21 protein-coding genes are annotated in these 21,663 nt (G+C 71.1%); 12 read left to right on the plus strand and 9 right to left on the minus strand.

Going from position 1 to position 21,663, the window contains the following annotated elements:
* Positions 1-48: 48 nt before the first annotated feature.
* Positions 49-669: a hypothetical protein gene (locus PH203_RS11250; RefSeq protein ID WP_289919460.1), complete on the minus strand. Its 621-nt coding sequence runs from the start codon at positions 667-669 to the stop codon at positions 49-51.
* A gap of 433 nt (positions 670-1,102) precedes the next feature.
* Between PH203_RS11250 and PH203_RS11255 the strand changes: the two genes are divergently transcribed.
* From PH203_RS11255 to PH203_RS11265, 3 genes are all read left to right on the plus strand, one after another.
* The gene (locus PH203_RS11255; protein WP_289919462.1) at positions 1,103-2,470 is read left to right on the plus strand and encodes a peptidase C39 family protein; all 1,368 of its coding nucleotides are present in this window, start codon (positions 1,103-1,105) and stop codon (positions 2,468-2,470) included.
* A gap of 99 nt (positions 2,471-2,569) precedes the next feature.
* Positions 2,570-2,710: an SCO1431 family membrane protein gene (locus PH203_RS11260; RefSeq protein ID WP_289919311.1), complete on the plus strand. Its 141-nt coding sequence runs from the start codon at positions 2,570-2,572 to the stop codon at positions 2,708-2,710.
* A 63-nt stretch (positions 2,711-2,773) separates the two neighbouring features.
* A complete protein-coding gene (locus tag PH203_RS11265) occupies positions 2,774-3,436 on the plus strand; it encodes a TetR/AcrR family transcriptional regulator (RefSeq protein WP_289919312.1) in 663 nt (220 codons plus the stop codon).
* Between the two features lie 95 nt (positions 3,437-3,531).
* Here PH203_RS11265 and PH203_RS11270 read toward each other — a convergent pair whose 3' ends face one another.
* A complete protein-coding gene (locus PH203_RS11270) occupies positions 3,532-4,782 on the minus strand; it encodes a glycoside hydrolase family 18 protein (protein WP_289919313.1) in 1,251 nt (416 codons plus the stop codon).
* Between the two features lie 359 nt (positions 4,783-5,141).
* Here PH203_RS11270 and PH203_RS11275 point away from each other — a divergent pair, with 359 nt between their 5' ends.
* The 3 genes from PH203_RS11275 to PH203_RS11285 all read left to right on the plus strand — a co-directional run bounded on the left by PH203_RS11275 (position 5,142) and on the right by PH203_RS11285 (position 8,994).
* Positions 5,142-6,314: an acyl-CoA dehydrogenase family protein gene (locus tag PH203_RS11275; protein ID WP_289919315.1), complete on the plus strand. Its 1,173-nt coding sequence runs from the start codon at positions 5,142-5,144 to the stop codon at positions 6,312-6,314.
* A 341-nt stretch (positions 6,315-6,655) separates the two neighbouring features.
* The gene (locus PH203_RS11280) at positions 6,656-7,801 is read left to right on the plus strand and encodes a hypothetical protein (protein ID WP_289919318.1); all 1,146 of its coding nucleotides are present in this window, start codon (positions 6,656-6,658) and stop codon (positions 7,799-7,801) included.
* Between the two features lie 98 nt (positions 7,802-7,899).
* Positions 7,900-8,994 (plus strand): phosphotransferase family protein, encoded by a 1,095-nt coding sequence (locus PH203_RS11285; protein WP_289919320.1) that lies wholly within the window; start codon positions 7,900-7,902, stop codon positions 8,992-8,994.
* A 43-nt stretch (positions 8,995-9,037) separates the two neighbouring features.
* On the opposite strand, the gene PH203_RS11290 is transcribed toward PH203_RS11285, so the two are convergent.
* The gene (locus PH203_RS11290) at positions 9,038-9,472 is read right to left on the minus strand and encodes a hypothetical protein (RefSeq protein ID WP_289919322.1); all 435 of its coding nucleotides are present in this window, start codon (positions 9,470-9,472) and stop codon (positions 9,038-9,040) included.
* Between the two features lie 268 nt (positions 9,473-9,740).
* Between PH203_RS11290 and PH203_RS11295 the strand changes: the two genes are divergently transcribed.
* The 4 genes from PH203_RS11295 to fxsA all read left to right on the plus strand — a co-directional run bounded on the left by PH203_RS11295 (position 9,741) and on the right by fxsA (position 13,764).
* Positions 9,741-10,181 (plus strand): Lrp/AsnC family transcriptional regulator, encoded by a 441-nt coding sequence (locus tag PH203_RS11295; RefSeq protein ID WP_004002750.1) that lies wholly within the window; start codon positions 9,741-9,743, stop codon positions 10,179-10,181.
* 47 nt (positions 10,182-10,228) lie between these two features.
* Positions 10,229-11,827: an amidohydrolase gene (locus PH203_RS11300; protein ID WP_289919326.1), complete on the plus strand. Its 1,599-nt coding sequence runs from the start codon at positions 10,229-10,231 to the stop codon at positions 11,825-11,827.
* 536 nt (positions 11,828-12,363) lie between these two features.
* On the plus strand, positions 12,364-13,158 hold the full coding sequence (locus PH203_RS11305) for a polyprenol monophosphomannose synthase (RefSeq protein WP_289919327.1): 795 nt from the start codon (positions 12,364-12,366) through the stop codon (positions 13,156-13,158).
* Between the two features lie 78 nt (positions 13,159-13,236).
* Positions 13,237-13,764 carry an FxsA family membrane protein gene (gene fxsA / locus PH203_RS11310; RefSeq protein WP_289919330.1) on the plus strand — a complete coding sequence of 176 codons (528 nt, stop codon included), beginning with the start codon at positions 13,237-13,239 and terminating at the stop codon, positions 13,762-13,764.
* 215 nt (positions 13,765-13,979) lie between these two features.
* Here fxsA and PH203_RS11315 read toward each other — a convergent pair whose 3' ends face one another.
* From PH203_RS11315 to PH203_RS11330, 4 genes are all read right to left on the minus strand, one after another.
* Complete coding sequence (locus tag PH203_RS11315; protein WP_010046329.1) at positions 13,980-14,354, minus strand: RNA polymerase-binding protein RbpA; 375 nt, start codon at positions 14,352-14,354, stop codon at positions 13,980-13,982.
* 255 nt (positions 14,355-14,609) lie between these two features.
* A complete protein-coding gene (locus PH203_RS11320) occupies positions 14,610-15,956 on the minus strand; it encodes an MFS transporter (protein WP_289919339.1) in 1,347 nt (448 codons plus the stop codon).
* A gap of 56 nt (positions 15,957-16,012) precedes the next feature.
* Positions 16,013-16,780 (minus strand): glycerophosphodiester phosphodiesterase, encoded by a 768-nt coding sequence (locus PH203_RS11325; protein WP_289919340.1) that lies wholly within the window; start codon positions 16,778-16,780, stop codon positions 16,013-16,015.
* Positions 16,777-17,430: a hypothetical protein gene (locus tag PH203_RS11330; protein ID WP_289919341.1), complete on the minus strand. Its 654-nt coding sequence runs from the start codon at positions 17,428-17,430 to the stop codon at positions 16,777-16,779. The genes PH203_RS11325 and PH203_RS11330 overlap by 4 nt, the downstream gene beginning before the upstream one ends.
* A gap of 99 nt (positions 17,431-17,529) precedes the next feature.
* On the opposite strand from PH203_RS11330, the gene PH203_RS11335 reads away from it, so the two are divergent.
* A complete protein-coding gene (locus tag PH203_RS11335) occupies positions 17,530-19,029 on the plus strand; it encodes a PLP-dependent aminotransferase family protein (RefSeq protein WP_289919342.1) in 1,500 nt (499 codons plus the stop codon).
* A gap of 101 nt (positions 19,030-19,130) precedes the next feature.
* On the opposite strand, the gene PH203_RS11340 is transcribed toward PH203_RS11335, so the two are convergent.
* Entirely contained in the window at positions 19,131-20,693 is a 1,563-nt protein-coding gene (locus tag PH203_RS11340; RefSeq protein ID WP_289919344.1) for an ABC transporter ATP-binding protein, read from the minus strand.
* A 52-nt stretch (positions 20,694-20,745) separates the two neighbouring features.
* Entirely contained in the window at positions 20,746-20,940 is a 195-nt protein-coding gene (locus PH203_RS11345) for a hypothetical protein (protein WP_059196315.1), read from the minus strand.
* Between the two features lie 260 nt (positions 20,941-21,200).
* Here PH203_RS11345 and PH203_RS11350 point away from each other — a divergent pair, with 260 nt between their 5' ends.
* Positions 21,201-21,593 (plus strand): ankyrin repeat domain-containing protein, encoded by a 393-nt coding sequence (locus PH203_RS11350; RefSeq protein WP_289919349.1) that lies wholly within the window; start codon positions 21,201-21,203, stop codon positions 21,591-21,593.
* Positions 21,594-21,663: the final 70 nt, after the last annotated feature.

Consider the following 21,663-nt stretch of genomic DNA (forward strand, 5'->3'; position numbering starts at 1 on the left):
CCGAGTTGGGGCAGTCCGGGAAGTTCAAGGACCGTGGTCTTCACAAGTTCAGCACATTGCGGATGGTTCGTCACCCAGAGTGATTTTCCGGTCCGGTCCAAGGGTTCCGGCGGGTCCCACGAGCAACTCGTACCCCTCCTTGCGCTGCCGAACCAGAAGATCGGCGAAGGGCCGCGAGGGATCCTCGGCGAAATGTTCGACTTCGGCCCGGACCCATCCGTCCCAGAACTCCCGTTGCTCCTCCCCGTCCCGTGACCGCCCGCGCCTCCAGGACTCCTCGTGGGGCAACTCCATCCACAGCAGCCGTGCGAGATGAGGGCGCAGGACGCGGCGGCCCGCGCCGACGCCCTCGACGAGGATCACGGGTGCCGGCGGCAGGGTGCGGGCCGGGCCGAAGCGGCGGGCGTGCCAGTCGTAGGGGGAGTAGTGCGCGCTCGCGCCACGGCTCAGCGGCTCGATCACCTGGGCCAGCAGCCGCCCGGTCCAGCCGAACAGCTCCTCGTGGCTGGCGATGTCGTCGAGGTGCAGCACCGGCGCACCGTCCAGCGCGGCGGCCAACTGCCCGGCGAACGTGGACTTTCCGGAGCCCGCGTGCCCGTCGACCGCGATCAGACGGACCGGGCCGCACGACGGCGGAAGGCGGCGGAGGTGGTCGGCGAGCTGCTCGATGATCGTTCCCGGGGTGCGCGCTGGGCGGGGTACGGCGACGGAGTCTAGCCAGGCGGACACGCCGCCGGCCGCAGCGCACCGCAGGTCACGCTCATGACCACCCGCCGAAATTGCCGGGCGCGGCACGGCCCGGGGTGCTGGCAGGAGCATGCCGACGGCAGCCATAGTGGGCGCACAACCGTGCACCGACCACGGTCACGGCCGGCGCACGCCTGTGCACCGGCCGAGGTCCCGGATCGGCGCGTGAGCGTGTACGGGCCATGGCCTGGTCCGGCGCACGACCGCGCACCGAGCCACGACCACGAGGCCGGTGTGCGGCCGCGCGTCGGCTGAGTCCATGGCCGGCGCTCGACCGCTGACCGACCACACCCGCGACCGCACCACCGTGCAGTGGACCTGCCCGGACCTGGACGACTTGGGGGTCATCCCGCCCATGAGCAGAGCCGAACAGCCGTCCCGCAGAACCGTCCTGGCCGCCGCGGTCGCCGCCGCCGTGGCAGGTGGCGCGAGCCCGGCATCCGCGGCCGACGGTTCGGACGACGCCGTGGAAGAGGACCGGGCCGCCCCGGCCCGCCTCGTCGACAACCGGTTCTGGACGACGTACGGCGACTGGCGCCGGGGAAAGGCGAAGGGGACCCGTGTCGTTGCCGGTGAGCGGCCGGGGCTGGTGATCGACGACGCCCTGGGCACCGTGGAGTACCGGGATCCGCACAGCGGGAAGGCGGCCGCCTGGGAGTACGCGACCTGGACGTCCCCGGTCCACGAGCTCGCCGTCCCCGCCACCGAGGCCATCGCGTCCTGGAACGCGCACACCCCGGGCGGGACCTGGCTCCAGGTCGAGTTGAAGGGCACGTACTCGGACGGCACCACCACCCCCTGGTACGTCATGGGGCGCTGGGCGGCCGGTGACCGGGACATCCGGCGGACCTCCGTCGACGACCAGAGCGACGGCCGCAGCAGCGTCTGGACGGACACCCTGGCCGTCGACGCCCCGGCGAGCGGCCTGCGCATCGCCTCGTACCGGCTGCGCCTGACCCTCTACCGCAAGCCGGGCACGACGAAGACCCCGACCGTGTGGCGGCTCGGCGCGATGGGCTCCGACATCCCCGACCGGTTCACCGTCCCGGCCTCCGAGCCCGGCCTCGCCCGGGAGCTGATCGTCCCGCGGTACTCGCAGGAGATCCACGCCGGCCAGTACCCGCAGTACGACAACGGCGGCGAGGCCTGGTGCAGCCCCACCTCCTCGCAGATGATCGTCGAGTACTGGGGCGGCCGGCTCACCCCGCAGCAGCTCGCCTGGGTCGACCCGGCCTATGCCGATCCGCAGGTGTGCCACGCGGCCCGGCACACGTTCGACCACCAGTACGCGGGCTGCGGCAACTGGCCGTTCAACGCCGCCTACGCCGCCACCTTCGACGGGCTGCAGGGAGTGGTCACCCGCCTCGGGTCGCTCACCGACCTGGAGACCCTGATCGCGGCCGGGATCCCCGCCATGACGTCCCAGTCCTTCCGCAAGGAGGAGCTGACGGGTGCGGGGTACGGGACCTCCGGACACCTGATGACCGTGATCGGCTTCACCGCCGACGGGGACGTGATCGCCAACGACCCCGCCTCGCCGAGCGATGAGGCGGTGCGGCGGGTCTACAAGCGGCGCGAGTGGGAGAAGATCTGGCTCCGCACCAAGCGGTACAACGCAAGCGGCAAGGTCGTCTCCGGGTCCGGAGGGGTCTGCTACCTCTACTTCCCGGCGCAGCCGAGCGCACGGCAGCGCAAGGCGCTCGCCGCCGTCGGAGTGCACTGAGTCACATACCGAGCGGTTCCGGCCCCCGGGAAACCGGGGCCTTTCCGCTGTGACCGACATCTCTGCCGCAAAAGACCCGCTCGATGGCAAGGTGGACGCATGACTGCGAACTCCGCCACCGCCGCCCATGTCCGCACCGGCGGCCCTAAGGAAGACGGCCCGAAGATCCTCGAGCACGTCATGGGCTGGACCCTTGTCGTGGTGGTCGCGATGCTCGTGACCCAGCTCGGACTGCTGTGACCTGACCCATAGTTGACCTGACATACTGCGGGTGTCCCGCCCCGTTTGAGATCAGGGTCGAAATTGAATATCAGCCAACAGCGCGACGCCGCCCGTCCCCGGGCGCGCGGAACCGAGCGTTCGGTGGCACGCCGCGCCGAACTCATCGCCATCGGGCGGAGGTTGTTCGCCGACACGTCCTACGACGCGCTCTCGATGGACGACATCGCCCGCCAGGCGCATGTCGCCAAGGGGCTGATCTACTACTACTTCCAGTCCAAGCGCGGCTACTACCTGGCGATCATCCAGGACTCCGTCGCCGACCTGGTCACGTTCGCGGCGAGCGGGGTCCAACTGCCCCAGGTGGACCGGGTGTCCCGCACCATCGACAGCTATCTGCGCTTCGCCGAGCACAACCAGGCCGCCTACCGCACCGTCGTCAGTGGCGGGGTCGGCTTCGACGCCGAGGTGCACGCCATCCGCGACGGGGTCCGTGAGGCGATCGTCGCGACCATCGCCGAAGGGGCGTACGGCGGCGCCGACATCTCCCCGGTGGCCCGCATGGGACTGTTCGCCTGGGTGTGCAGCGTCGAGGGCGCCACCCTCGACTGGATCGACAGCCCGCCCCAGCTCTCCCGCGACACCATGCGCGAACTGCTGGTGAAGACGCTCGGCGCCACCATGCGCGCGATCGAGGAACTCGACCCCGCCTACCCGGCCCCGGCACCCGCCCGCCGCGACACCTGACCTGCGACGAGGGCCGACGCGCAGCAGGGGTGCAAAAGCGCAGGGCAAGGGGCGAAGGCTCCCGCGCCCCCGCCCCAAGTCCCGTACGGCTCAGTTCAGTTGATCGCCCTGATCAGCTCACCGTCGGCGGTGTCCCCGCTCAGCTCCCAGAAGAACGTGCCGCCCAGGCGCTGCGCGTCCTTGTACTTCATCTTCCCCCTGATGGTCCTCGGGGTGTCGTAACTCCACCAGTCCGAGCCGCACTTGGCATACGCGGTGCCCCCGACCGTGCCGGTCGCCGGGCACGTGGACTTCAGCACCTTGTAGTCCTCGAAGCCGGCCTCGTACGTCCCCGCCGCGGGCCCGGTGGCCGTACCGCCCGGCTTCGCCTGGGTGACGCCGGTCCAGCCGCGCCCGTAGAAGCCGATGCCGAGCAGCAGCTTCGAGGACGGGATGCCCAGGCTCTTCAGCTTGGCGATGGTGGTGGCCGTGTCGTTGCCCCGGGTCGGGATGCCGGGATAGGAGTACAGCGGCGAGTGGGGTGCCGTGGGACCGGTTGCCGCCCAGGTGCCGAAGTAGTCGTACGTCATCGGGTTGTACCAGTCGACGTACTTCGCCGCGCCCGCGTAGTTCGCCGCGTCGATCCTGCCGCCCGCCGAGGCGTCGGCCGTGATCGCCGCGGTGATCAGCTCGCGCCTGCCGAACTTGGCCCGCAGCGCCTTCATGACGTCCACGAACGCCTCGCGGCCGCTGGTGTCGCAGGTCAGGCCGCAGGCATTGGGGTACTCCCAGTCGATGTCGATGCCGTCGAAGACATCGGCCCACTTGGAGTTCTCGACCAGGTCGTAGCAGGACTGGGCGAAGGCCGCCGGGTCCTTGGCCGCCTCGCCGAAGCCGCCCGACCAGCTCCAGCCGCCGAAGGACCAGACGACCTTGAGGCCCGGGTGCAGCTTCTTGAGCTTGCGCAGCTGGTTGAAGTTGCCGCTGAGCGGCTGGCCGGCGGTGTCGGCGACACCGTCCACGGACTCCTCCGCGGTGAACGGCTTGTCGGTGTCCGCCCAGGCGTCGCCGAGCGCGCACTTGCCGTCGGTGACGTTGCCGAAGGCGTAGTTGATATGGGTCAGCCTGTCGGCCGAGCCGGAGGTCTCGATGTTCTTGACGAAGTACTGGCGGCCGTAGATGCCCCAGTCGGTGAAATAGCCCACGACCTTGGAGCCGGCCTTGCCGGAGCTGACGGAGCTGCCGGTCTCGTCGGCCGTGGCAGTGGCGGTACCCGCGCCGGCGAGCAGTGTCGCACCGAGGACGGCGCAACAACCGGCGGACAGCAGCGCCCGGAGCCGGGATCCGGGGCGAAGGGGGGTGTGCATCGGGTGTCTCCTCGCAGGGGACGGGAGGGGATCGCACGCCGATCGGCATGAACGCGGGAGGCGTTGGACCGAAACCGTAGGTGGACTAGACCACTTGGTCAATGGTTCGGACCAATTCCGGTCAACTTCGGAGCCCGGCTACAGGCCGCGTGGAGCCGTCCACGGTTTCCTGAAGTAAGCGGTCGTTAACTGGTGACTCAATACCTCCGATCGGGCATACTCACAGCACAGAGCCGCTGGTCAACAGCTTTCGCGATCCGGAAGTGCGATCATCGGCCGGCCCTCAGCAAGACCCCGGCGGAGCAGCCCCGACCAAAGGCGCACGCCGATGTGCCCTACACAGGGAGGAGAGCGTCGCCATGCCCGATCGCGCCCCGCAGCCGGTGGACCGTCAACTGCCCACGGACGAGGCCCGGGAGCTGATCTCGCTCGTCCGCGACATCGCGCAGCGCGAGATCGCCCCGAAGGCGGCCGAGGAGGAGGACGCCGGGCACTTCCCGCGCGAGGTCTTCACCCTGCTCTCCCGGTCCGGACTCCTCGGACTGCCCTACGACTCCGAGTACGGCGGCGGCGACCAGCCGTACGAGGTCTACCTCCAGGTCCTCGAAGAGCTCGCCGCGGCCCGCCTCACCGTCGGCCTCGGCGTCAGCGTCCACACCCTCGCCTCCTACGCCCTGGCCGCCTACGGCACCAAGCAGCAGCAGGTCGAGCACCTCCCCGCGATGCTCGGCGGCGGCCTCCTCGGCGCGTACTGCCTCTCCGAGCCCTCGTCCGGCTCGGACGCCGCCTCCCTGCGCACCCGGGCCGTCCGGGACGGCGAGGACTGGGTCATCACCGGCACCAAGGCGTGGATCACGCACGGCGGCATCGCCGACTTCTACACGGTCATGGCCCGCACCGGCGAGGAGGGCCCCCGTGGCATCACCGCCTTTCTGGTCCCGGGCGACGCGGCGGGCCTGAGCGGGGCGCTGCCGGAGAAGAAGATGGGCATGAAGGGCTCGCCCACCGCCCAGGTCCATCTCGACGGCGTCCGCGTCCCCGACGAGCGGCGCATCGGGGAAGAGGGCCAGGGCTTCGCGATCGCCCTGTCCGCGCTCGACTCCGGGCGGCTCGGCATCGCGGCCTGCGCGATCGGCGTGGCCCAGGCGGCGCTGGACGACGCGGTGGCGTACGCGACCGAGCGGCGGCAGTTCGGCAAGCCGATCGCCGACTTCCAGGGGCTGCGCTTCATGCTCGCCGACATGGCGACCCAGATCGAGGCCGGCCGCGCGCTCTACCTCTCGGCGGCACGGCTGCGGGACGCCGGGCGGCCGTTCGCCAAGCAGGCCGCGATGGCCAAGCTGCACTGCACCGACACCGCCATGAAGGTCACCACCGACGCCGTCCAGGTCCTCGGCGGGTACGGCTACACCGCCGACTTCCCCGTCGAGCGGTACATGCGCGAGGCCAAGGTCCTGCAGATCGTCGAGGGCACCAACCAGATCCAGCGGATGGTCATCGCACGTCACCTAGCGGGTCCGGAGACGCGCTGAACTGACCCGGCCTGACCTGCGGCGCCGCGAGCCGTACCCACTCCGGGTCGTGGCGCCCGGGCAGGGTCCGGCCGCGGTCGGCCCAGGTGCGCATCAGATCCCGGTAGATGGGCGGATCCTGCGGCGGCGGAACCGATTCTGCAGGCGGCGGCACGAAGAACTGGCGTTGACGCCCGGTCGCTGAATAGGTGGGGGTCATACCAGGCCAACGCGGCGGTGGTCGGGCAGGTCACCCGCCGACGGAATCGGCCGTGAGTTCGCGGACGTCGGCCGCCCCGTCATCTGGCCACCTGCGGCTGTCTGACGTACCGTCAGCCCAGCCGTCCCCAGGGAGGTTTGCCGTGGCCGACGACCGCCCCGTACCGCTCGACGAGTACCCGGTGCACCAGGTGCCCCTGTCCATGAAGCACGTGGCCACCGGCGACCGGAACGCCTACGACCGCTGCATCTTCCACGTCCTCGACCACGAGGGCCGGGTGCTGCTGATCGTCGGCCTCGGCGTGTACCCCAACCTGGGTGTGATCGACGCCTACGCGACCCTGCGCACCGGGAACGTCCTGCACGCGGTGCGTGCCTCGGACGCCCTCGGCGAGGACCGCATGCGGCTCGCCGTGGGACCGTTGAGGATCGAGGTCGAGGAGCCGCTGCGCCGGCTGCGCCTCGTCTGTGACGGCGACTCACCGGGGGACGGCCCGTCGGGGGACGGCTCGTCGGCGGACGGCTCCCTGTCGTACGACCTGACCTGGACCGCCGAGTTCCCGGCCCTGTGGGAGCCGCACCACGTACAGCGCCGTGGTGCCCGGCTCACCCTGGAGGGCCGCCGCTTCGTACAGGCGGGCGGCGTGGAGGGCGTGGTGCGTGCCGGGGGCGAGGAGTTCCGGGTCAATGCCACGGAGTGGACGGGCACCCGCGACCGCAGCTGGGGTGTGCGCCCCGTACCCGGCGAGGAGGGCGGCAGGCTCGCCGAGGACCACCCCACCGAGGGCTTCCACTGGCTCTGGTGCCCCGTCCGCTTCGAGGACCGCTTCCTGATGGTGATCGTCCAGGAGGACGCCGACGGCTACCGCACCCTCAACGACGCCACCCTCGTCCGCGACGGCCACCCCGACCGCCAACTCGGCTGGCCCCAGCCCGAGATCACCTACCGCTCCGGGACCCGCACTCCGATCGGGGCCGTCGTCCACCTCGGCGACCTACGCAAACCCCAGGAGCTGGAAGTGGAGATCCTCACCTCCTCCCCGCTGGCGATCGGGGCCGGCTACCCGCCCGCCGAAGACTGGCAGCACGGCACCTGGCGCGGCCGCGGCTGGACCGACCGGCGCAGCTACAACCTCACGCAACCGCATGCACTGGCCGCGTACGGCGTCACCGACCACGCCGCCCGCTTCCGCCTCGACGGACAGGTCGGGCACGGAATCTTCGAACACGGCTCGTTCGGACGGCACGACCCGAGCGGGTTCATCGGCTTCGACTCGGTCGCACCGTAAATCGGCCGCGCCACAAGGGAGTTCACCGGGCGGATCTCGATCGCTCCGTCGCTCGGTCGCACCGTGATTCCACTGCGCAACAAGGGGGGGTTGACCACATGACGACGGCACCGCGCCCGCGTACCAGCACCCGCGACCCGGAGGACATCGCCCGCCGCCTCACCGCCTGGCTCGGCACCCGGCTGCCGGGCGCGAAAGCGGTCGGCGTGCGGGTCCCCGAGTCCAACGGCATGTCCAGCGAGACCCTGCTCTTCGACATCGAGCACCCCGAACCACCCCTGCGCGCCTGCGCGTTGAGGCTGGCGGCGGACCCGGCGGCGTACACGGTCTTCCCCGTGTACGACATGGTCCGGCAGTACCGCACGATGCGCGTGGTGGGGGAGCACTCGGACCTGCCGGTGCCGAAGGTGGTGTGGCTGGAGGAGGATCCCGGCCCGCTCGGCGCGCCCTTCTTCGTCATGGAGCGCGTCGAGGGGCGGGTGCCGCCGGACGTCATGCCCTACACCTACGAGGGCAACTGGCTGCACGCGGCGAGCGACGAGGAGCGCGAGGGCCTGGAGGCCGCCTCGGTGGGGCTGCTGGCGAGGCTGCACGACCAAGTGCCCCTGAAGGAAGCCGAGTTCCTCGCGTACGACGGCGAAGGCGACGCCCTGCGCCGCCACGTTGCGGCCCAACGCGCCTACTACGAATGGGTCGTCGACGGCGCCGCCCGCTCGCCCCTCATCGAGGACGCCTTCGGCCGGCTGGAGGAACTCTGGCCCGCCGATCCGGGCACACCCGTCCTCAACTGGGGCGACGCGCGCATCGGGAACGTCGTCTACGACGGCTTCGAACCCGCGGCCGTCCTCGACTGGGAGATGGCGGCACTCGCCCCGCGCGAGGTGGACATCGGCTGGGCGATCTATCTGCACCGCTTCTTCCAGGACCTGACGGTCGCCTTCGGACAGCGCGGACTGCCGGACTTCTTCCGCCGCGACCGGGTCGAGGCACGCTACGCCCGGCTCACCGGCCACACCCCGCGGGACATGGACTTCCACACGCTGTACGCCGCCCTGCGGCACGCCGTCGTCATGCTGCGGGTCGCCTATCGGCAGGTGCACTTCGGGGAAGCCGTCGTCCCGGCGGATCCGGACACACTGATCCTGCACCACGGCAGCCTGCGAGCCATGGTGCAGGGCAGCTACTGGGATTGAGCGATGCGGTGCGGGCGCTGTCGGCGCACCCTGTGCTGTGCGCTCAGGCCGCGTGGCGCCGCATGACGGGGACCCTCATGGGGCGCGAGCCCGGTCCGCCGACGTGCGAGAACGGCTGGGTCCGCCAGTCGAGCCCCTGAGGGAGCGTCAACAGCAGGGCGGTGTCCTGCTCCTGGGGCTCCAGGTCCTCGTCCGCGGCACGCGCCTCGGAGGCCCGGCGGCCGGTGCCGGCGCAGACCGTGAGGCCGAAGGGGTTCCACGGGGAGACGCACAGCGCGTGCTCCGGCAGCACCTCCTCGTCGGCCAGCAGCGCGATGGGCTGCGCGCAGTCCGGGCACACGACCCGGAACATCTCGAAGGTGTCGTACGCGTCGAGTTCCTCGTCGACGGCGTCGGGTTCGACGCCCTCCGGCTCGGGCTCGGCGACCGCCTGGAGTCGCTTGGGTGCGGTACGACCAGGGCGCTTAAGACTCTGCATTGGGTTCTCCCCCTCGGGCTGGGCCGTGAAGGCGCTGCGGCCTCGACCACAGCAAGCACTTCCCGCCCGGTCTCGGCGGTAATCACGAGAACATCACGGAGACTGTTCGGGCGCTGTGGCGTTCGTCACATGCCGCTTGCAGGTGCCCGGGGCGGCCGCTTTGTCCCCCAGATGGCTCACAGGCTGCTCTCTGCCACATCACGAACCGGGTATGACCTGGGCTGCTCAGGTATCGGAGGAGATCAAGGGCACTGTAGGTTCTTGCGCCATGGAGGAGCTGGACCGTCAGATCGTGCAGCTGCTCGTCAAGGACGGGCGGATGAGCTACACAGACCTCGGCAAGGCCACGGGCCTGTCCACGTCGGCCGTGCACCAGCGGGTGCGGCGGCTGGAGCAGCGTGGCGTCATCCGTGGGTACGCCGCCGTCGTCGACCCCGAGGCCGTCGGGCTGCCCATGACCGCGTTCATCTCGGTGAAGCCGTTCGACCCGAGCGCGCCGGACGACATCGCGGACCGGCTCGCCGGGGTGCCGGAGATCGAGGCCTGTCACAGCGTCGCGGGCGACGAGAACTACATCCTCAAGGTACGGGTGGCCACGCCGCACGAACTGGAGGAGCTGCTGGCCCGGCTGCGGTCGCTCGCGGGGGTGTCCACGCGGACCACGGTCGTGCTGTCGACGCCGTACGAGGCACGGCCGCCGAGGATCTGACGGGCCTGCGTGCGGGGGCGCCCGGGCGAGGCGCGAGACTGTTCCCCATGAGTGAGTCCAGCGTCGAGCCCAAGACCGTCCTGCTGCGCCGGGGTGAGGTCCACAGCCCCGCCGATCCGTTCGCCACCGCGATGGTCGTCGAGCGCGGCCAAGTCGCCTGGGTCGGTTCCGAAGGGGCCGCGGACGCCTTCGCGGACGGCGTCGACGAGGTCGTCGACCTGGACGGTGCCCTGGTCACCCCCGCGTTCACCGACGCCCACGTCCACACCACGGCCACCGGGCTCGCCCTCACCGGCCTCGACCTGTCCGCCGCCCCCTCCCTGGAAGCGGCCCTCGCGCTCGTACGGGACTTCGCGGCCGCCCGCCCCGACGACCGCGTCCTGCTCGGCCACGGCTGGGACGCGGCCCGCTGGCCCGGCGGCGAGGCGCCCACGCGCGCGGAGCTGGACGCGGCCACCGGAGGCCGCCCCCTCTACCTGTCCCGTATCGACGTGCACTCGGCGGTCGTGACGACGGCCCTGCTCGACATGACCTCCCTGGGGCGCGTGGACGGGCCGCTGACCGCCGACGCCCATCACGCCGTACGGGCCACCGCCCTGGCCGCCGTCACCCCGGCCCAGCGGATCGAGGCCCAGCGCACCGCCCTCGCCCACGCCGCCTCCCTCGGGATCGGCTCGGTCCATGAGTGCGCCGGTCCCGAGATCTCCTCCGAGGACGACTTCACGGGCCTGCTGCGGCTCGCCGCCGAGGAGAGCGGTCCGCGGGTCGTCGGGTACTGGGCCGAGCAGGATGTCGAGAAGGCGCGGGAGCTGGGCGCGCTGGGCGCGGCCGGTGATCTGTTCGTCGACGGCGCCCTCGGCTCGCACACCGCCTGTCTGCACCAGCCGTACGCCGACTCCGGCCACACCGGCACCGCCTACCTGGACGCCGCCGCCGTCGCCGCGCATGTCGTCGCCTGCACCGAGGCCGGCCTTCAGGCGGGCTTCCACGCCATCGGGGACGCCGCCGTGACCGCCGTGGTCGAGGGCATGCGCGCCGCCGCCGAGAAGGTCGGCCTCGCCCGGGTCCGCGCCGCCCGGCACCGGATCGAGCACGCCGAGATGCTCACCCCTGAGACCATCGCGGCCTTCGCCGACCTGGGGCTGACCGCCTCCGTGCAGCCCGCCTTCGACGCGCTGTGGGGCGGCGAGGAGGGCATGTACGCCCAGCGGCTCGGAGCGGAGCGAGCGCGCGGTCTGAACCCCTTCGCGGCCCTCCTGAAGGCCGGGGTGCCGCTCGCCTTCGGATCCGACAGCCCGGTCACACCGCTCGACCCGTGGGGCACCGTCCGGGCCGCCGCCTTCCACCGCACGCCGGAGCACCGGATCTCGGTGCGTGCCGCGTTCACGGCGCACACGCGGGGCGGCTGGCGCGCGATCGGACGGGACGACGCGGGTGTCCTGGTGCCGGGCGCGCCCGCCGACTACGCGGTGTGGCGCACCGACGAACTCGTCGTCCAGGCCCCCGACGACCGGGTCGCCCGCTGGTCCACCGACCCCCGCTCCGGCACCCCCGGACTGCCCGACCTGACCCCCGGCGCCGACCTGCCCGTCTGCCTGCGCACCGTGGTGGGCGGACGGACCGTGTTCGTACGGCCGAGCGAGTGATCTCCCGGGGTGGCGCGCCTCCGATCGGGCGCCGCGACCCGCTCTCGCGACCTGCGCATCCTCGACCCTGACCAGGGCATTGAGCGCAGATCCGCAGGTCAAACGGCTGTTGACAGCCGACGGCAGGGGGCCGGTAGGTTCGGCCCAGTCCACCACCGGACGCCCGACCGGGGAACGTCCGTCAACTCGAAGCCGCGCCGCTGGGTCAGGGACGGTGTGCCGCACCGGGGCACCGCCACTGGCAGCCAGGCTCAGCGCCCGCGCCGCTGCGAGGGAACGTTCCGGCCGGTCGGGGAGGTGTGACCCGGGTGGGGCCCGGGCGCTCAGTAGACAACGGCTTCAGGTCGACCCGCAGCCAGCGGGTCCCAGGTCGGCCCGAAGGGCGCCGGGCCCCCATCCGCAGTCCGCACAGCTGTCCAAACGAGCGTTCTTACCCCGCTTTTGTTAAAACGACACCACCATACGAACCTCCTGTCACGTCGGCGCAAGCGTCGCCCACTATGGTGGACGCCTGCGTACGGAGTGAAGGGGCAGCAGTGAACGACGGCGACGGGACCCTCGCGGCACAAAGCCAGGGGAGGCAGTTCGGCCCGCTCGGCACGACCTTGGTGATCATCCCGACCTACAACGAGGCGGAGAACATCAAGACGATCGTCGACCGAGTACGCAAGGCCGTTCCCGAGGCGCACGTTCTCGTCGCCGACGACAACAGCCCCGACGGCACCGGCAAACTCGCCGACGAACTCGCCGCGGCGGACGACCAGGTCCAGGTACTGCACCGCAAGGGCAAGGAGGGCCTCGGCGCCGCCTACCTCGCGGGCTTCACCTGGGGACTCGAGCACGGCTACGGCGTCCTCGTCGAGATGGACGCCGACGGCTCCCACCAGCCCGAGGAGCTGCCGCGGCTGCTGATCGCCCTCAAGGGCGCCGACCTCGTCCTCGGCTCCCGCTGGGTGCCCGGAGGGAGGGTCGTGAACTGGCCCAAGTCCCGCGAGTTCATCTCCCGCGGCGGCAGCCTCTACTCCCGGGTGGCCCTCGACCTCCCCCTGCGGGACATCACCGGCGGCTACCGCGCCTTCCGCCGCGAAACCCTGGAAGGCCTCGGCCTCGCCGACGTCGCCTCCCAGGGCTACTGCTTCCAGGTCGACCTCGCCCGCCGCGCGGTCAAGGCCGGCTACCACGTCGTCGAGGTCCCCATCACCTTCGTCGAGCGCGAGCACGGCGACTCCAAGATGAGCCGCGACATCCTGGTGGAGGCCCTGTGGCGGGTCACCACGTGGGGCGTGGGGGAGCGGGTCGGCAAGGTGACGGGCCGGGGCAAGAAGGCCTGACAGCGGCCGTACGGTCACACAGGCCCCGTTGATCGCCCCCTTATCCCGTGCTGAGCCCTGCCCAGGCACACTGGATGCATGACGACTGGCGCTCCGCCCCCGACGTACCCCGCCCGGCCCCCGCGCTCCCGGTTGCGCACCTTCCTGCCGCTGGGGATCGCGGCGTGGCTGGTGCTGGAGATCTGGTTGCTGACCGTGGTGGCGGGCGCGGCCGGTGGATTCACGGTGTTCCTGCTGCTGCTCGCCGGCCTGGTGCTCGGTGCGGTGGTCATCAAGCGGGCGGGCCGCCGGGCCTTTAAGAACCTCAACGAGGCGCTGCAGCGCGGCACCGCCCCCGCGAGCGGTGGTGGCAACGGCCTGATGATGCTGGGCGGCCTTCTGCTGATGCTCCCCGGCCTGATCTCCGACGCGGTGGGCCTGCTCCTGCTGATCCCGCCGGTCCAGAAGACCATCGCCCGCCGCGCGGAACGCACCTTCGAACGCAAACTCAGCGAGTCCGCCCCGGGCACCCTCGGCGACGCCTTCCAGCAGGCCCGCATGCACCGCCCCGACGGCAAGGTCGTCCAGGGCGAGGTCATCAGGGACGAACCGGGGGACACGCCCTAGGAGCCGCGGCGCCCGCTGACGGGCTGAGGCGTCCCGATCGGACCGGGCCCGTCCGGCGTTACCGGACCGGGCCCGTCCGGCTTTCGAGGACGAGGCGCCATGGGCCGACGGGTCGGCGGCCGCCGAAAACGCAACCGCGGGCGCCGTACGCAGAGTTCACGTACGGCGCCCGCGGTTATTGCGTGCGCTGTGTTTCCGCTCAGGCCCCGCAGGGACTACGCGGACTTACGGCTGTCCCGCGGATGGATCGCGATGTTCATCGCTCCCGAGCGCAGAACGGCCAGACGCTCCTCGAGGACCTCTTCGAGTTCCTCGCGGGTGCGCCGCTCCATCAGCATGTCCCAATGCGTACGCGCGGGCTTGGCCTTCTTTTCCTCAGGGCCATCGCCGTCAACGAGGAGTGCCTGGGCCCCGCAGACCTTGCACTCCCACTCCGGCGGGATCTCCGCCTCGACCGAGAAGGGCATCTCAAAGCGATGTCCCTTCTCGCATGCGTACTCCACGGCCTGGCGCGGGGCCAGGTCGATGCCGCGGTCCGTCTCGTAGCTGGTCACCACGAGGCGCGTGCCGCGAAGAGCTCGCTCACTCATGAATCGTGCCTCCCGGGCTTGTCGCCCACAGGACAGGTGTCGCTGTCGTCGTCATCCGGTCAACGTCCGGTCGGCGGTAAAGATTCCCGTTCCGGGTCATGCGTCGCCGTCGTAGCCGCCCCTTGTTGTACCCACCGGCGCCCGGTTTGTCACATCTGCTAGCAGATGTCACCCAGCGTTTCGGCATCTTTGACGCGCAGTAACGGTACGCCTGGCAGGCCAAACGCGTACACTACCGCCCTTTCGCGTCGAACGCTAAATCTTCTCGGGTACGGGATTCCCCGCGTCGCTGATCGCCCGCCGCACCGGAACCCGTGCGAGCAGGGCGAACCCGAGGACGAAGAAGGCCACCAGAGAGATGATCGCGTCCCGATAACTTCCCGTCAGCTGGTAGGTGATCCCGAACAGAAGCGGGCCCAGCCAGCTCATGCCCCGGTCGCTCATCTCGTACGCCGAGAAGTACTCGGCCTCCTTGCCCGGCGGGACGAGATGCGAGAAGAGGGAGCGGGACAGGGCCTGGCTGCCACCGAGGACCAGACCGATCCCGGCGGCCAGCACGAAGAACCACACCGGCGCCCCGGCGGGCAGGAAGTAGCCGGCCGTCAGTGTCAGCGTCCACGCCACCAGCGAACCGAGGATCGTGCGCTTCGCACCGTAGATCCGAGCCAGTCGGCCCATGCCCAGCGCGCCCGCCACCGCCAGCACCTGCACCAGCAGGACGGCGCCGATGAGGGTCGACTGGCCGAGGCCGAGTTCCTCGGAGCCGTAGACGGACGCCTGGGAGATCACGGTCTGGATGCCGTCGTTGTAGATGAGGTAGGCCAGCAGGAACGAGAGCGTCAGGGGATGGCGGCGCATGTCGCGGACCGTCGCCGCGAGCTGCCGGAAGCCGGGCGCGGTCGCCTCCTTCGGCGGCATGCGGCGGTCGTGGAGCCTGCGCAGCGGTACGAGGGTGAAGGCGCCCCACCACAGTCCCGCCGACGCCAGACAGATCCGGACGGCCATGCCCTCGGAGAGGCCGAAGGAGTCATGGGCGCTGTAGAGGACCAGGTTCACGACCAGGACCAGGGAACCCGCCGCGTATCCGAAGGCCCAGCCCCGGGAGGAGACCGCGTCGCGTTCCCCGGGCTCGGCGATCTGCGGGAGGTAGGAGTTGTAGAGCATCATCCCGACGGACATCGCCGCGTTCGCCACGATCAGCAGGATGCCGCCGAGCAGATAGCGGTGGCCGTCGAGGAAGAACAGGCCGGTCGTCGCCACGGCTCCCGTGTAGGCGGCCGTCGCCAGCAGCGGCTTCTTGCGGCCGGTGCGGTCGGCCGCCGCGCCCACCAGCGGCATCAGCAGCACGGCCACGATCACGGACAGGGACACCGAGTAAGCGAAGAACGAACCGGCGCGCACCGGGATCCCCAGGGGATGGACATAGCCGTCCGCGTCCGCCGCGTCCTCGGCGACCGACGTCAGATAGGGGCCGAGGAACACGGTGAGCACACTCGTCGAGTAGACCGAGCACGCCCAGTCGTAGAAGTACCAGCCGCGCTGCTCGCGCCGCCGGTCGGCGGCCTCGTCGGCGCTCTTCGTCTGCACGGCGTCGGTGCCCAACCCGGCCCCCTCACTGGTCCCGCGCCCAGTCCGCGGTTCCAGGGGTGCGCGGGCCGTCAGACCCAGACGCCCCGGTCCTCCATGACCTTGCGCAACGTGTCGATGTGATCGGTCATGATGCCATCGACTCCCAGGTCCAGGAGCCGGTGCATCCGCTCGGGTTCGTTGATCGTCCACACGTGCACCTGCAGCCCGCGCGCGTGGGCGGTCCGCACGAAGCGGTGGTCGACCACCTGGACGCCGCTCTGGGCCTCCGGCACCTGCGCGGCGACCGCGGACCGGCGCAGCGCGGCGGGCACACCCCAGGAGCGAAGCCGCAGGTTGAGGACTCCGCGGGTGCCGTACGACGTCGCCAGGCGTGGTCCGGCGAGCCGCTGGGCGCGCACGACCCGGGCCTCGGAGAAGGAACCGACGCAGATCCGGTCCCAGGTGCTGGTGCGCTCGATCAGGTCCAGGAGCGGCCGGAGGGCCGGCTCGTCCTTGATGTCGACGTTCCAGCGGGCCTCGGGAAACTCCTCCAGGAGCTCCTCGAAGAGCGGCACCGGCTCCTTGCCCGCCACGCGCGCGTGCCGTACGTCCGCCCAGGGCAGGTCGCAGATCCGGCCCGCCCCGTCGGTGACCCGGTCCAGCGTGGTGTCGTGGAAGGCGACGAGCTTCCCGTCCGCCGTCGCGTGGACGTCCGTCTCCAGATAGCGGTAGCCGGTCTCGATCGCCCGCCGGAACTGCAGCAGGGTGTTCTCCAGGCCGTCCGCCGCCCCGCCCCGGTGGGCGAAGGCGATCGGGCCGGGGTGGTCGAGGTACGGGTGACGTGTCCGGGTGCTCACCGACGCAGTATGGCTCCCCGGGGTTGCCCGGTGGCAACGACCGTGCTGCTGTCCGATGCCGCGGGGACGTCGAACACCCGCAGGAAGAGCTGTGCGAGCGGGCCGATGGACACCGCGTAGAGCAGCGTGCCGATGCCGATGGTGCCGCCGAGCACGAAGCCCGTCACGACCACCGCGATCTCGACGGCCGTCCGCATCAGCCGGATGGAACGCCCCGTGCGCTGGTGCAGCCCTGTCATCAGACCGTCGCGCGGCCCCGGCCCGAAGCGGGCGGCGATGTAGAGGCCGGTGGCGACGCCGTTGAGCAGGATGCCGACCAGCATGAGCGGGATCCGCACGGCCAGGGTGTGCGCCTCGGGAACCGCGGCCAGGGTGGCGTCCATCGCGATGCCGACCACGAAGACGTTGGAGACGGTGCCGAGCCCCGGCCGCTGGCGCAGCGGAATCCACAGCAGGAGCACCGCCGCGCCCACGACGATCGACACGACGCCGATCGTCAGGCCCGTCAGCTCGGCGAGGCCCTGGTGCAGCACGTTCCAGGGCTCCAGGCCCAGGCCCGCCTCGACGAGCAGTGCGGAACTCGCTCCGTACAGCGCGAGACCGAAGTACAGCTGGATCAGCCGGCGCCCGAGCCGGCTCTTTGTGGACAAGTGATGCCCCCTGTGGTCGTGGTGGCCTGGTCCATGACACCCTGTGGCTTGGGTGGAGACCTCATCCATGGCCAATTCGGGGAAGGTGGACTGATTTCCATGGCGCAGTGGACCTCGGCGGTGGGAGCGGCGCAGCTCGCCCGGCTGCTCAACTCCCAGCAGGACCGCCCGGCGGGCCCCGGCACGCGCCGCCCGCCGGCCTACCGGGCCCTCGCCGACGGCATCCGGCTCCTGGTCCTCGAAGGCCGCGTCCCGGTGGCCGCCCGCCTGCCCGCCGAACGCGAACTCGCCCTGTCCCTGTCGGTCAGCCGTACGACGGTGGCGGCGGCGTACGAAGCCCTGCGCGCGGAGGGTTTCCTGGAGTCGCGGCGGGGTGCGGGCAGCTGGACCGCGGTCCCGGCCGGCAACCCTCTTCCCGCGCGCGGCCTGGAGCCCCTGCCCCCCGAGGCACTCGGCTCCATGATCGACCTGGGCTGCGCGGCCCTTCCCGCCCCCGAGCCATGGCTGACCCGTGCCGTGCAGGGCGCGTTGGAGGAACTGCCGCCGTACGCCCACACCCACGGCGACTACCCGGCCGGGCTCCCCGCGCTCCGCTCGATGATCGCCGACCGGTACACCGCGCGCGGCATCCCCACCATGCCCGAGCAGATCATGGTGACGACCGGTGCGATGGGCGCCATCGACGCGATCTGTCATCTCTTCGGCGGCCGCGGCGAACGCATCGCCGTCGAATCGCCCTCCTACGCCAACATCCTCCAGCTCATGCGGGAGGCGGGCGCCCGGCTGGTGCCCGTCGCGATGGCCGACGGGCTGGCCGGCTGGGACATGGACCGCTGGCGTCAGGTCCTGCGGGACGCGGCACCGCGGATCGCCTACATCGTCGCCGACTTCCACAACCCGACCGGCGCGCTCGCCGACGACGACCAGCGGCGTCGGCTCGTGGACGCGGCGCGGTCGGCGGGGACCGTGCTGGTCGCCGACGAGACGATGAGCGAGCTGTGGCTGGACGAGGACGTCGAGATGCCACGGCCCGTGTGCGGGTTCGATCCCGCCGGGTCCACGGTGATCACCGTGGGGTCCGCGAGCAAGGCGTTCTGGGCGGGCATGCGGATCGGGTGGGTGCGGGCGGCACCGGACGTCATCCGCAGTCTCGTCGCCGCGCGCGCGTACGCCGACCTCGGGACGCCCGTCGTCGAGCAGCTGGCCGTGAACTGGCTCTTCAGTACGGGGGGTTGGGAGCAGGCCGTGGAGGTGCGGCGGGCCCAGGCCCGGGAGAACCGGGACGCGCTGGTGGCTGCGGTGCGACGGGAGTTGCCTGCGTGGGAGTTCGAGGTGCCACGGGGTGGGCTGACGTTGTGGGTGCGGGCCGGGGGGCTTTCCGGGTCGCGGCTCGCCGAGGTGGGGGAGCGGGTCGGGGTGCGGGTTCCTTCCGGGCCTCGGTTCGGGGTCGACGGGGCCTTCGAGGGGTATGTGCGGTTGCCGTTCACTGTGGGGGGTGCGGTGGCTGAGGAGGCGGCGGTGCGCCTGGCCACGGCGGCGCAATTGGTGGAGAGCGGAGCGTCGGGTGGTGGGGAGTCGCCGCGCACGTTTGTGGCATGACGGCGACTGGATCTGCCTGAAGGAGCGCGGGGCTGTGTCGATATGCGGCTGGCGCCGCGCGGGCGCGATCAGCCCCCCCACACCCGCACTCGCAAGACCACCTACGGCGCTTCGGCGACCACCGCTTCCACGGGAACCGTTTCCGCGTCGGCCGGTGTCGTCCGCGGCGGCAGCAGCGCCAGCACCGCCTGCCGGTCCGCGTCGCTCGTCGCGTCGTCGTACGGGTCCGGGGTGGACGGGACCTGGAGACGGTGCACCGGGCCCGTGCCCAGGCGGGCGTACCCCCGGCCCGGCGGGACGTCGGTGATCAGGGTCGTCCGTGGGGGAGTACCCAGGACCGCCTCCAGCTGTCCGGCCGTCACCGGGCCCAGCACGACACGCGCGCGTGTGTGCTGTCGTACGGCATCGCTCAGCGCGTCCGCGTAGTCGAACTGATCGGCCACCACGACCGTGACGTTCGCCGCGCGGCCGTGCCGGAGCGGTACCTGGAGCAGGGACTGCGGGTCGCGGTGGCCGTCTGCCGCGGCCAGGTGCGTGAAGGCGCTCGGGCGGTCCAGGAGGATCCACAGGGGGCGCTTGGTGTCGTCCGGGGGCGGGTGGCCGGCCTGGCGGGCCCGGTTCATGGCGATCAGGCGGCGCTCCGTCTCCGTGGCGGCCCACTCCAGGCTCGCCAGCGCGCCGGTCAGTCCGCACTCGACCGCGAGGACGCCGTTGCGGCCGGTGAGGCACGCGTACTCGCCGGTGCCGCCGCCCTCGACGATGACGACATCGCCGTACAGCAGGGCCTGGAGGGCGATGGAGCGGAGCAGGGTGGAGGTGCCGCTGCCCGGCTGGCCCATGACCAGCAGGTGGGGTTCGGTGGAGCGGATGCCGGTGCGCCAGACGACCGGGGGGACATCGCGCTGTTCCTCGCCGTGGGAGAGGGGGAGGGTGCGCTGGACCTGGGTGGGGTCGGTGAAGCCGAGGACCGTCTCGCCGGGGGCGGTGACGAAGCGCTGGGCGGCGATGTCGGTGGGCAGCGGCGGCAGGACGGTGACGGAGAGCTGGTTGCCCTCCTCGTCCCAGGCGAAGCGGTACTCGCGGCCGCGGCCCGACTTGGCGTGCAGCAACTGCTCGATACGCGCGCGTGAGTCGGCCTCGCCGTCCGTGAAGTAGGCGGGGTAGCGGATCACGAGCTGGGTGATGCGGTTCGTCTCGTCGAAGTCGTACGCCGGGAAGGCCTTCTCCCACTCGCCGCCGTGGGCGTAGAGGGGAGCCGGGTCCTCGGCGGTGGAGAAGTAGGGCACCAGGGCTTCGTAGAGGGACTGGAGCCGTTCGGTCTGCGAGTCGTCGGGGCCCTCCGGGACCGGTGGGGTGCGGTCCCGGCCCTGCCAGGCTGCCGCCGCCATCAGGGTGATGACGGCGAGCAGCGGACCGTACGGCACGAGGGCCACGACCAGGACCACCGAGGCCACCAGGAAAAGCAGCGGCCCGCGCTTGTCCTTGGGGGTGTCGGCCCACTTGCGCCGCCCGGCCGAGGCCAGCCGGCGCAGACCGCGAGTGATCGTGATCAGCGGGTGGAGGACGTCGGTGGCGCTGTCGGCCGCCGTCCGGGCCAGCTCCCGGCTCTTGGCGATCTGCGCGCTGCCTGTGCTCAGGATGCGGGGGAGGGGGCGCAGGGCCACTGCTGTCTCCTGATGGTGCGTACGGACGGGAGGGACGCCGCGTGAGGCGGCGTCAGAACTTGATTCCGCCGAGGAGGCTCGCGAGGCTCTCGCCGCCGGCTCTGATGCTCGGGGCGATGGCGGTGCTCGCCAGGTAGAAGCCGAAGAGGGCGGCGACGAAGGCGTGGGACGCCTTGAGGCCGTCCTTGCGGAAGAAGAGGAAGACGATGATGCCGAGCAGGACCACGCCTGAGATGGACAGGATCATTTGGGATCTCCTGGTTCGCGGGGACAGTCACCATGAGTACTTCCAGGCTCACAGGATGTATCCATACGATAAAAGGTGCAACTGGGTGAATTTCGGGAGATTTCCCACGAGTGGCGGAGTCGACTGAGGCCGGTTGAGCAGGGGACTTGCGTCCGACCGGGTCAGTGGTGATCTTTACCTCCGGCACTTCGGGTCATGTGCCGCGCGAGCCAGTACCCTTGCGATTCACCTGAACGGATGTAGGAGAGGCGGTCCGGCCGATGACTGAAGCCCCCGACCCCGAGGTCGTGGAGCTGGCGACCAAGATCTTCGATCTGGCCCGCCGGGGTCAGACCGAGGCGCTCGTGTCGTACGTCGACGCGGGTGTTCCGGCCAACCTCACCAATGACCGCGGCGACTCCCTCGTGATGCTCGCCGCCTACCACGGCCACGCCGACGCGGTGCGCGCACTGCTCGCCCGGGGCGCCGAGGCGGACCGGGTCAACGACCGAGGCCAGACCCCGCTCGCGGGAGCGGTCTTCAAGGGTGAGACGGAAGTCATCAAGGCGCTTCTGGAGAGCGGTGCCGACCCCGCCGCGGGGACCCCGTCGGCCGTCGACACCGCTCGTATGTTCGCCAAGACGGATCTGCTCGAATTGTTCGGCGCATACTGAGCCGAACGCTCTGACCAGCGAAAACACGGATAACGGGGGAGGCGGTACAGGGCCGCCGAAATTTCGGTCG

The sequence above is a fragment of the Streptomyces sp. S.PB5 genome (genome assembly GCF_030403745.1).
Lineage (GTDB): Bacteria > Actinomycetota > Actinomycetes > Streptomycetales > Streptomycetaceae > Streptomyces.

Bases quoted from the DNA above. Each gene is read 5' to 3' on its own strand.
- PH203_RS11300 (WP_289919326.1), top strand. From the start codon at position 10,229: ATGAGTGAGTCCAGCGTCGAGCCCAAGACCGTCCTGCTGCGCCGGGGT.
- PH203_RS11260 (WP_289919311.1), top strand. From the start codon at position 2,570: ATGACTGCGAACTCCGCCACCGCCGCCCATGTCCGCACCGGCGGCCCT.
- PH203_RS11270 (WP_289919313.1), bottom strand. From the start codon at position 4,782: ATGCACACCCCCCTTCGCCCCGGATCCCGGCTCCGGGCGCTGCTGTCC.
- PH203_RS11335 (WP_289919342.1), top strand. From the start codon at position 17,530: ATGGCGCAGTGGACCTCGGCGGTGGGAGCGGCGCAGCTCGCCCGGCTG.
- fxsA (WP_289919330.1), top strand. From the start codon at position 13,237: ATGACGACTGGCGCTCCGCCCCCGACGTACCCCGCCCGGCCCCCGCGC.
- PH203_RS11345 (WP_059196315.1), bottom strand. From the start codon at position 20,940: ATGATCCTGTCCATCTCAGGCGTGGTCCTGCTCGGCATCATCGTCTTC.
- PH203_RS11315 (WP_010046329.1), bottom strand. From the start codon at position 14,354: ATGAGTGAGCGAGCTCTTCGCGGCACGCGCCTCGTGGTGACCAGCTAC.
- PH203_RS11275 (WP_289919315.1), top strand. From the start codon at position 5,142: ATGCCCGATCGCGCCCCGCAGCCGGTGGACCGTCAACTGCCCACGGAC.
- PH203_RS11290 (WP_289919322.1), bottom strand. From the start codon at position 9,472: ATGCAGAGTCTTAAGCGCCCTGGTCGTACCGCACCCAAGCGACTCCAG.
- PH203_RS11350 (WP_289919349.1), top strand. From the start codon at position 21,201: ATGACTGAAGCCCCCGACCCCGAGGTCGTGGAGCTGGCGACCAAGATC.
- PH203_RS11255 (WP_289919462.1), top strand. From the start codon at position 1,103: ATGAGCAGAGCCGAACAGCCGTCCCGCAGAACCGTCCTGGCCGCCGCG.
- PH203_RS11285 (WP_289919320.1), top strand. From the start codon at position 7,900: ATGACGACGGCACCGCGCCCGCGTACCAGCACCCGCGACCCGGAGGAC.
- PH203_RS11295 (WP_004002750.1), top strand. From the start codon at position 9,741: ATGGAGGAGCTGGACCGTCAGATCGTGCAGCTGCTCGTCAAGGACGGG.